At 56.3% G+C, this 10,223-nt stretch carries 7 protein-coding genes; all 7 read right to left on the bottom strand.

Translation table 11 applies throughout. The annotated features are described in order from the left end of the window. A partial coding sequence (locus WMO25_RS09260; protein ID WP_349085098.1) for an InlB B-repeat-containing protein occupies positions 1-5,228 on the bottom strand: 5,228 nt, incomplete at its 3' end. Further along, entirely contained in the window at positions 5,225-5,563 is a 339-nt protein-coding gene (locus tag WMO25_RS09255; protein ID WP_154431539.1) for a hypothetical protein, read from the bottom strand. The genes WMO25_RS09260 and WMO25_RS09255, both read right to left, overlap by 4 nt. A 171-nt stretch (positions 5,564-5,734) precedes the next feature. Then, a complete protein-coding gene (locus tag WMO25_RS09250) occupies positions 5,735-6,376 on the bottom strand; it encodes a PrsW family glutamic-type intramembrane protease (RefSeq protein ID WP_349085097.1) in 642 nt (213 codons plus the stop codon). Further along, the gene (locus WMO25_RS09245; protein WP_349085096.1) at positions 6,373-6,984 is read right to left on the bottom strand and encodes a hypothetical protein; all 612 of its coding nucleotides are present in this window, start codon (positions 6,982-6,984) and stop codon (positions 6,373-6,375) included. Before WMO25_RS09245 ends, WMO25_RS09250 begins: the two co-directional genes overlap by 4 nt. Continuing rightward, positions 6,974-7,324: a DUF4179 domain-containing protein gene (locus WMO25_RS09240; protein WP_349085095.1), complete on the bottom strand. Its 351-nt coding sequence runs from the start codon at positions 7,322-7,324 to the stop codon at positions 6,974-6,976. The genes WMO25_RS09245 and WMO25_RS09240 overlap by 11 nt, the downstream gene beginning before the upstream one ends. Next, the gene (locus WMO25_RS09235; protein ID WP_349085094.1) at positions 7,311-7,865 is read right to left on the bottom strand and encodes an RNA polymerase sigma factor; all 555 of its coding nucleotides are present in this window, start codon (positions 7,863-7,865) and stop codon (positions 7,311-7,313) included. The genes WMO25_RS09240 and WMO25_RS09235 overlap by 14 nt, the downstream gene beginning before the upstream one ends. Positions 7,866-8,189: 324 nt before the next feature. After that, positions 8,190-10,010, bottom strand: coding sequence for a lysozyme family protein (locus WMO25_RS09230; protein ID WP_349085093.1), 1,821 nt, complete (start codon positions 10,008-10,010; stop codon positions 8,190-8,192). Between the last annotated feature and the right edge of the window lie 213 nt (positions 10,011-10,223).

The following is a 10,223-nucleotide window of genomic DNA, read 5'->3' as shown; positions in this document are numbered from 1 at the left end:
CAGGTAGCCGTACCGCCAGTATGTCCGTCATTGACAGTCACGGTCATTTCAGCCTTGTTTCCTGCCTTGTCGGTTACAACAATGGTCTGTTTGCCATCAGCCGGTGAAAGAGTAAATTTCCCGTCCGTGAGGGTAACAGCCGTTCCGTCCACGGTGACGCTGTCAACATACTTTTCATCAATCGTAACCGTCTGCGCTTCACAATAGGTCTTGCCGTCTATAATGCCGGAAACCAAAGGATCAACATTATCCAGCACAACGCCGTTGGAATTGATATAGCAGATGTTACCGGAGCTATCGGTCAGCTTTGCGTAGATCACATATTCGTTATTCGGTTCAATGTAAAACGCACCCGTGTATGCAGTAAATACGCTGACGTTCACTTCGTCAACGGTAAGCTCCTTGTCGCTTAACAAATAGGTAATGGTAACATTATCACCGCTGTTGTCGCTTGCCGTGATCGTCACTTTCTGTGTATCCTTAAAGAACAAACCAAAGGTAATGTTGTTAAAGAACGTATTCCATTTGCTTTTGTCAACCGTAATTTCGCCTGTCGGGCAGGTAACATCTTTCCACTTTGCGTAGAGCGTCAGGCTCTCGGTGACGGCGGTGGTGAAATCATACTCTGTGGTGCAACCCGCTTCAGTGTACCAGCCGCCAAAGGTGTAGCCCTCGTAGGTGGGAGCAGTGGGTTCGGTTACCGTGCCGCCGTGGCTGACAGTCTGGCTGTCCACCTTGCTTCCGCCCTGGCTGTCAAAGGTGACCGTGTAAGTATTCAGCGTCCACTTTGCGTAAAACTCTTTTTTGCCCGTGTCGGTGGCGCTGATCTCCGTGACAGGGGAACCGGAAAAATTCTCGTCCTCATACCAGCCCTCAAAGGTGTGGCCAGCGCGGGTTATATCATCTGCTGTCGGCAGGGTTGCCCCTGTGCCGTAGGTGTATTCGGTCACATTCTTGCCGTTGCCAATGGTGCCGTCATTGAGGTGAAGAGTGACCGTGTAGGTATCGGGCATCCATTGTGCCGTCAGAGTGGTAACGCCTGCCGGAACGCTGTCGCCGGGGGCGTAAAGGTTGCCGTCACTGTCCTGCCATTGCGCACTATATCCAACCTGCGGCGCAGTCAGACCGTCGGACGCAGGGGCGGTAAAGGCCGCACCGTTCTTGACAATGATCTGAATATCATCGGTGCTGCCGCCCAGCTTGCCGCCGTTCAAATCAAGCGTGACTGCTTTCAGTCCGTCAGAACCCAGTGTGTCAGTGTTCAGGACTTCAAGGACGGGGCGAAAACCGACAGACACGTGCTGATAGGTAGCATGGCCGTCGATCCAGTAACGGGCCGGGGAACACCCCCGAATCGCACAATTCGACGAGCTGATACTTGTGTCCTGCCCCTGCGAATACATGTCGTTCCAGTTTTTGATGTAGCCGCTGTTCTTGTCCAGCACCGCGTCCCACTCATTGCTTTGGGGCGTACCGCGCGCTGAATCGCCTAAACCGGTATACCAACTTCCCACAGACGGCGCGCGCAGGGTATAGTCCACACTGCCGCCGGTATAGCTCTTGCCGAAAATCAGGCCGGCGGTGTTCAGTTCATTCCAGCTTACGGTGTGCGTCACGGCATAATCCGCCACAAACAGGCTGTGGGGGTATTTGTTCTGTTCCGCGTAGTCCTCCGTAGTTTCTATTGCCGATGTGAGCTTATAGGCCTCCACCGTTCCGGCGTAGGTAAAGGGAACATAGTGCAGGGTGGTGTCCGGCACGGAAACCGCTCCATCACTGTTTCCGGTGTTTACCGTGCCGGGAATATTTTCACCGGAGAGGTCAAACCAGTATGTCCCGCCGGGGGTAAGGTTGAATTGCTCGGCAGGCATCCATTGTGCCGTCAGAGTGGTAACGCCTGCCGGAACGCTGTCGCCGGGGGCGTAAAGGTTGCCATCGCTGCCAAGCCACTTAAAATAATCGCCTGTGTCGCCATCGGGACGGGTCAGACCGTCGGACGCGGGAGCGGTAAAGGCCGCGCCGTTCTTGACAACGATCTGAATATTTTCTGTGCTGCCGCCCAGCTTGCCGCCGTTCAAATCAAGCGTGACCGCTTTCAGTCCGTCAGAGCCCAGTGTGTCAGTGTTCAGGACTTCAAGGACGGGGCGAAAACCGGCATTGTCGTACCGAGCGGTAGCAACGTACTCGGCAAAGCGGCGGGCCGAGGTAAACCCTCGAACCGCACGACAGTGCAAGTAGTTACTTACTGTGTCCTGCCCCTTCGAACACATGCCGCCCCAGTTTTCGATATAACCGCTGTTCTTATCCAGCACCGCGTCCCACTCATTGCTTTGGGGCGTCCCGCGCTCTGAATCGCCTAAACCGGTACGCCCACTTCCCATAGACGGCGCGCGCAGGGTATAGTCCACGCTGCTGCCGGTATAGCTCTTGCCGAAAATCAGGCCGGCGGTGTTCAGTTCATCCCAGCTTACAGTATGCGTCACGGGATAATCCGCCACAAACAGGCTGTGGGGGTATTTGTTCTGCGTTGCGTAGTCCACCGTAGTCGCCATTGCCGATGTGAGCTTATAGGCGTCCACCGTCCCGGCGTAGGTAAAGGGAACATAGTGCAGGGTGGTGTCCGGCACGGAAACCGCTCCATAACTGTTTCCGGTGTTTACCGTGCCGGGAATATTTTCGCCGGAGAGGTCAAACCAGTACGTCCCACCGGGGGTGAGGTTGAATTGCTCGGCAGGCGTCCATTGTGCCGTCAGAGTGGTAACGCCTGCCGGAACGCTGTCGCCGGGGGCGTAGAGATTACCGTTGCTGCCCTTCCAGATGAAGAAGCTACCTGTGTCGCCATCGGGACGGGTCAGACCGTCGGACGCGGGAGCGGTAAAGGCCGCGCCGTTCTTGACAATGATCTGAATATCATCGGCGCTGCCGCCCAGCTTGCCGCCGTTCAAATCAAGCGTGACCACTTCCAGCCCGTCAGGGCCCAGTGCGTCAGTGTTCAGGACTTCAAGGACGGGGCGGAAACCGACGTACGCGCGCTGGTACGTAGCATAGTGGTAATTCCAGCTGCGGGCCGAAAGGTACCCACGGCGCACACGAGACGCCGGGCTGCTACTATCTGTGTCCTGCCCCCACGAATCTATGCCATTCCAGTTTTTGATGTAGCCGCTGTTCTTGTCCAGCACCGCGTCCCACTCATTGCTTTGGGGCGTACCGCGCGCTGAATCGCCTGAACCGGTATACCAACTTCCCATAGACGGCGCACGCAGGGTATAGGCCACGCTGCCGCCGGTATAGCTCTTGCCGAAAATCAGGCCGGCGGTGTTCAGTTCATTCCAGCTTACGGTGTGCATCACGGCATAATCCGCCACAAACAGGCTGTGGGGGTAGATGTAGCCGTATTGTCCGCTTTCGTCAGTCGTTTGCGAAGCGGCCTCTGCCGCTCCTGTTTGCCCGCTCGAGCTGCTGTTCAGCACATAGGCGTCCACCGTTCCGGCGTAGGTAAAGGGAACATAGTGCAGGGTGGTGTCCGGCACTGAGCTGTTTACCGTGCCGGGAATATTTTCGCCGGAGAGGTCAAACCAGTATGTTCCGCCGGGGGTGAGGTTGAATTGCTCGGCAAGGCTCCATTGTGCCGTCAGAGTGGTAACGCCTGCCGGAACGCTGTCGCCGGGGGCGTAAAGGTTGCCATCGCTGCCAAGCCACTTAAAATAATCGCCTGTGTCGCCGTCGGGACGGGTCAGACCGTCGGACGCAGGAGCGGTAAAGGCCGCGCCGTTCTTGACAATGATTTGAATATTATCTGCGCTGTCGCCCAGCTTGCCGTCGTTCAGGTCCAGCGTGACAGTCGCCAGGCCGTCAGAACCCAGGGTGTCAGAGGATGGGAGTTCAAGCACGGGACGGAAACCGACGCTCATAGACAGCAGGTCAAACTGCCAGGAGCGGACTGTAAAGGACCCGCGCTTCGCACGGTACCATTCAGGATCGAGACCATCCCGGGTATCCTGCCCCCAGGAATACATACCGTTCCAGTTTTTGATATAACCGACCGTGTTATCCTGATAGCTTTGGTTCGCTTTGTCCAAAATCGCGTCCCACTCGTTGTTCAGCGGAGTTCCACGCTCACTGTCCATAGAGCCGGTGCTACCACTCCCCGCCGAGGGCACGCGGAGGGTGTAGTCCACGCCGCCGCTGGTGTAGGCCGTGCCGAAAATCAGGTTCCTCCCATTCAGGTTATTCCAGTTGGCACTACTGGTCACGTTGTAGTCCGCAATGAACAGGCTGTGGTCATAGGTGTAGCCAATCGGATTGCTGGGATCTGTACTGCCGGCCGCATTCGCTGAATCGCCTCTTGCGGTGTTGTTGTTGGCAGAACGGCTTTTCAGCACATAGGCGTTCACGGTGCCCACGTAGGTGAAGGGCACCCAATGAAGGGAATCGTCCGGCAAGCTGCCGTTCTTGTTGTCCGGAATGTTCGCTCCGGACAGGTCGAACCAGTAGGTTTCGCCGGGGGTGAGGTTGAATTGCTCGGCAGGCGCAGCATTTGCCGGCAGCATAGGCGCGGCCAGCGAACCCAGTGCGGCAGCCGCCGCCATGTAGCGGGTAATGTCCAGCTCGTCGATTTCCTCGTCCGTCAGCTCCGCCTTTGCCTCGTCAACGGCTTCCAGTTGGGCCGTCACTTCCTCCGCGTTGTCCTCCGTGATTTCCTCCGCGTCGGGAAGCGCATCGATCATGGCCTGTACGCGCTCTACGGTCATAGCTTCCGCCGAATTATCCTCTGCGCCGCATATCTCGCAGACGTAGCCGCAGGGCGTTCCCGCCGTGGCGGGGGTATAGCCGCAGTCCTCGTCATGCTCATGCTGGCAGTTTAATTGCTTTGTGATACAGCCGCTTTCCTCGCTGCACACATGGGTACACTCGGTAGGCTCGTCCGCATTGGACGAGGTAGCATTGTTGCCTGATACGCTGTTCTGGGGGTAGCAGTCCTCCGTATGCTCATGGACACAGTCGGTTACTTCCGTATAGCAATCGTCCGTATGCTCATGGCTGCACGGCGTCCCTGCCGTCCCCTCGGTATAGCCGCACTCGTCATCGTGCGCCGGGTGGTGTTCACACAGGCCGCTTGCGGTAACGCCGCCGCCTGTCTGCCCGCTTTCTTCGGCAAGGGCCGTTGCGGGCAGCATTGTCAGCACCATGCAGCAGATCAGCAGGATGCTGAGTATTCGTTTTTTCATGTTTGCTCCTCACTTTCTCCCGCATCTTCCGTGCGGTTTGTTTTTTTCTTTTTGAGCCGGATGCAGATCACGGTCAGCGTCACGCCTACCACAAAGGCGGCGATGCCGACCACGATGTACGCGCCCGCATCCTCCCGCAGCAGCACCGAGCCGTAGCCCTCCGCCACAGCGGAGACGCCCGGCGCCTGTACGCCATGCAGGAGAACACTGATACCGGCAAGGAGAAACAGGCCAAACGCTGTAAGAGAAAAAAGCTCACGGTTTTCACGCCGCCGCCTGTACCGCCGCGTCCTGCGGCGGATCTCCCGCACCCGGATTTCCGTCCTACCGGTCATAATCAAAACCTCCTTTCGCGTTTCGTCATCGGGGCGTCTTTTGCACCCCTCTTCTATCCTAAATACAAAAAATCAGAAATCCTCTCACCCAAAATCAAAATTTTTTCAAAAAATTTTCAAAAAAATTGGAGCCGCCCCGATTTGGGACGGCTCCATGCGCGAGTCAGCGTATTATTTCAAATGAATATTCAGGTTTGGCAAGGACCGCTTTACCACGAACAGACAGGCGATCAGCAGCGACGGGAACAGGTAGCCCGTTATGTTCCACGGGCTGTCCGCCGTAATGAGCAGGTTATAGATGGCGTGAAAGCCGGTGCAGGCTCCGAGGATGCCCGCTGTGCCGGTCATCGCAAGCCAGCGGCGTCGGAACACATAGGAAATACCAAAGCCCGTCAAAATCCCACAGAGGATGTGAATCGCACCGGCGGAGATCCCGCGAATGAGCAGAAGGGTAAAGTCCTCCGCACCGTTCTCCGTCAGGTAACACACGTTTTCAAAGGTAGCAAAGCCCACGGCAATAGCGATGGCCGCAGACGGCAGCTCTTTTGGCTCCGGCTCGAAGATCAGAAAGTAGAACAGCAGCGGCAGCAGCTTCATCACTTCCTCGCAGACCGGCGTGATCTCAATGGCGGCAACTGTGGTATCCACGCCGTAATACCCCACGAAAAAGCTGCTGACGTAGGCACCCAGCAGACAAACGCCCATGCCGATGGTGAGAAACAGCGTAAAGCTGCGGGCGCGGCCTTTCGTGAAGAACAGGGACAAAATCAGCGGAATGGCAAGACAGATAAAGATATTTTCGATATAGGTCATTTCTCCGCCACCTCCCGCAGATTAAGGATCAGCAGCGCCACAAGGGAGAGCGTCAGCATAATGTCCACGGCGAAGTAGAGATTGAACCTTGTAAAATCCTCCATGAACGCAGACACAAAAAAGAGGCCCACCTGCAGCGCGGTGCAGACGGCAAAGCAGACATCCGTCCGCCGGTGCGCCGTACCTCTTTGCAGCCGGAACAGGGACAGATACGCAACTGCACTCACCGGAACCGCGAACAGCCCCGACACCAGATAGGACGCCATGAACCGGAAGATCAGGATAGACGCCGCAATCAAACCCGCACATACAGCGGGGACGGGCAAAACGCAAAGTTTCATGCCCTCCGTCCGCACAATTTGGAGCGAAAGGAAGAAAAACCACGACGCGATCCAGGATATTTCCGCCACATAGAACACATGCGGAGTGTTGCCGGTGATAGCGAGGTGCAGCACATAATACAGCGTTCCCATGAAAAAGCAGGCATAAGCAAGGGCGAGGATCAGGCAGCGGCGGTCTTTGTGCCGGAACAGATGAACCACAGCCACCAGCGCGGCACAGGCCAGGACCGTCACCTGAAAAAGATTGTCAATGATTTCAAAGTTCATCGTCCCTGTCCTCCCGCTGCCTGCGTTCCTTCCTGCGGCGCAGACGGTACAAAAGCACCGTCACGCACACGCCCAGCAAAAAGGCCAGAAGTCCCATCAGGATATAGCCCAGCGCCGCATGGCTTCCCACAAGGCTTGCCGCGCCCGAAGCATGGCTTACGCCGCTTTCGGAGACACCCGCCATCAGGCCGGGCATCCACGCGCCGATGCCGACCACCAGCAGCAGACAGGCAGCTATGCAGGCCGCGTCCAGCCGACGCTGTTTCTTTTTCTGGTTTTCCCGTTTTATTTCTGCCGTCCGTTTGTGAATCAGACGGGTCCGGTCCTCATTCGTCCGCATAGGTAAATCCCTCCTGCTCTAAAATCGTTTTGAGGCTTTGCTTCCCCCGATAAACCAGATTGGAAATCTGCTTCTCGGTCTGCGCCATAACCGCCGCCGCGTCCCGGTAACTCATATTCTCAAAGTAGACAAGGTACAGGGCTTCCCGGTACTCTGCCTTCAGCTTTTCCATTGCGGCGTAAAGCTGCCGGTCACGCTCGCTGCGAAGAAGCTCCGTATCTGCCAGCGTGTCGCTTTTGAGTTCAAAGATCAGCTCGTCGAAGCGCAGGAAGCGGATGCGGTGTTTCTGCTTGTGCCGCAGGGCAAGGTTGCGGGCGGTTTTATATAAATACGCCTTAAAGCTGCCCTCGTCCTCAATCGGGCGTTCCTTTGCAAAGAGCTGGGAAAAGGCTTCGATCATCAAGTCCTCGGCCTCGTGAATGTCTTTCAGATAGCCGTTTATGTAGAGCGTCAGCGTATCGCCGTACTTTTCAACCAGCGTGTCGACGGCCTTGTCCTCGCCGTCCAGATAACGCCGGTATAATATTTCATCGGAAATCATGTCTGCCGCCTCCCTCCGCGTTTTTCTATGCGCGGGTCAGCCGGCTTTTTGGCGTCCTCCGGGATTGCCCAGGATCGACCAAAGCGGGACGCGCCGGGGATGCGCCCATCGGCACAGTATTGATTGACCCGCCGCTCTGATACGCCCCAGCGGTAGGACGCTTCCCGTATGGAGATATAGCCTTTTATCCCGCCCATATCGCACCTCCGCACAAATAAAATCTCACAGAGTACATTGTATACGAATATCCGAAGAAAAGCAAGTAAGCAATGCCAGTTTTTCAGAAATCAAATATGTAAGCAGCCTCAAACCGAGGCTGCCATTTTAATAAGCTGGCATACCATAACCGTAAACAGAGCTGCTCCCAACCGCATATTGATGTTGTTTGCAGGCATCGCCGGAATTTCCCTCCACAGTGTAGACAATACCGTTTTCGCACTTCTCCACAATACCCACATGGTCAGGTGAACCGTCGCTATCCCAATCGAAAAAGATGAGGTCGCCCGCGGATGGCTCATAGCTCCGATCCTGCCATTGGTCGTTGCCGCTAAACCAGGCAACACCATCCGAAACAAGGGAAAACTTCGGGATGATGCCGCTGTCGATATATCCGCATTGATCGGCACACCAGCTGACGAAACAGGCACACCATTCCACCCGGCTGTCAAAGCCGTACCAGGACCAATAGGGTTCACCGCCCTCATTGTCGAGCTGGGTCAGGGCAACCTCCACAATGGCCTGATTTCCGCCGCTGGTGAAGGCTCGCCCGTAGGGATAATAGTGCAGCACATGGTTGACATACTGGGTATCGCCGTAGCTGCTCCAGCCCAGCCGTTCTGCCTGGGTGGTGGAGAACTCCACGGCGTTGGCATAGGAATAGCCGCCGTAATTGCTCTTTGCCCAGGAGATATAACCATTGCCAAAGTTATAGCCCTGCAAGGCCAGCTTGATATGCTCCATGTCAATGGGATTTTCCACCTCGGCGGCGCTGAGGCAGGCGGCCAGATTCTGGATGCCCACGTCAATGGAATATTCCGGGTCGGTGATCCCGTTGGGGCTGTTAGGATAGCGGGTGTTATAGCCGCACTCTGACGCCTGCATGGGGTCATTCCCCCGGCCTCCGGATTCCTGCATCATGACCGCTTTGATCAGCTCCACATATTCGGGGATACCGTGCTGCGCGGCATATTGCCGGATCAAAGGTTCGTAGGCTTCCACCTCGGCGCTGACAGGGGTATAGGAATTACTGCTGCTCCCGCCGCCGAACAGGGAAACCGCACAGCCCAGCAACACAATGATCAGGATAATCACCACGGCAATCCAGCCCCCAGCCAACAGAGCGGTAATCAGCGCCTTTGTACCGGCGATGATCGCCTTAACTGCGGAGACAGTGGCTTTGGCCGTGGCTTTCGCGGCTTCTGCGCTTTTTCTGGCTGCGGCCTTTGCCGCCTGCGCCGCCCGGTAAGAGGCTTTTGCAGCGGTCTGGGCGGATTTTTGTGCCGCCTGTACCGTGACCTGGGTGGTTTTCACGGTGGTGCGGGCTGTCTGTTCCGCCGTCTTGATGAAACGCTGGATCGTTTTGACCGTACCCTTTGCGGATTTTACCGTGGCTTTTCCGGTGGATTTTGCCGTCTGCCTGATACCTTTGCGGCCACGGTCTGCGGCATTGATTGCTGAAGGTCCCCGATAGGTGGTTTTGAGGGGTGATCCGACAGTATCCGCTGAACTGGTTGGGGTAGGGGACTGAGAAACAGGGGAGGGGCTGCGGACAGTATCTGCAGGTTTCCTCCCGGCCCGTTTTCCTGCTTGCTTTTCAGCCTGTTTCTGCGCTGCTCTTTTCGGCTGGTCAGCCCTTTTCTGTTCCATCTGCTCCCGGACAGCGGCAACATTGTCCTTTGTGGTTTTTACCGCTTTGCGTCCCCGCTTATCAAGCTGGTGGGCGGCCTCATAAGCGGCGGTTTCCACACCGCCTGAAACACGATCTGCCGCGTATTCCTCCGGTGCGCTCTCCGCAGCGTACACGCCATGCTCGGCTTTGTCCTTAGTGCGGACATACGCCTGCTTCATACGCTCCCCGGCTACCGCCGCTCTGTCCAATGTCTTAATCGTGCCTTTGACAACATCCCGTGTTTTAATCTCAGGCATCGCCGTCCACCTCCCCAGGGGACGGCGTAATCCATTTTGCCACAACAACCATTCTGCCGTTGGTGCGGCTGTATTCACAGGTAGAGAGGGTGATGAGCTGATCTCCGTATTCGGCGCTCACGCCGGTATCGTAGAGTGATATTGTCAATATTGGTTGACACATTTATCTCAAAGATATCACTGCCTATGCAGCCAGTCCCAGAGATTGGTAGT

Source organism: Coprococcus intestinihominis (assembly GCF_040096555.1).
Taxonomy (GTDB): domain Bacteria; phylum Bacillota; class Clostridia; order Lachnospirales; family Lachnospiraceae; genus Coprococcus_A; species Coprococcus_A intestinihominis.
This window is presented reverse-complemented; position numbering and strand designations above follow the sequence as displayed.

Excerpts from the sequence above, each read along its gene's own strand:
- WMO25_RS09240 (WP_349085095.1), bottom strand. The coding sequence starts at position 7,324 with ATGCGGACGAATGAGGACCGGACCCGTCTGATTCACAAACGGACGGCA.
- WMO25_RS09235 (WP_349085094.1), bottom strand. The coding sequence starts at position 7,865 with ATGATTTCCGATGAAATATTATACCGGCGTTATCTGGACGGCGAGGAC.
- WMO25_RS09255 (WP_154431539.1), bottom strand. The coding sequence starts at position 5,563 with ATGACCGGTAGGACGGAAATCCGGGTGCGGGAGATCCGCCGCAGGACG.
- WMO25_RS09245 (WP_349085096.1), bottom strand. The coding sequence starts at position 6,984 with ATGAACTTTGAAATCATTGACAATCTTTTTCAGGTGACGGTCCTGGCC.
- WMO25_RS09250 (WP_349085097.1), bottom strand. The coding sequence starts at position 6,376 with ATGACCTATATCGAAAATATCTTTATCTGTCTTGCCATTCCGCTGATT.
- WMO25_RS09230 (WP_349085093.1), bottom strand. The coding sequence starts at position 10,010 with ATGCCTGAGATTAAAACACGGGATGTTGTCAAAGGCACGATTAAGACA.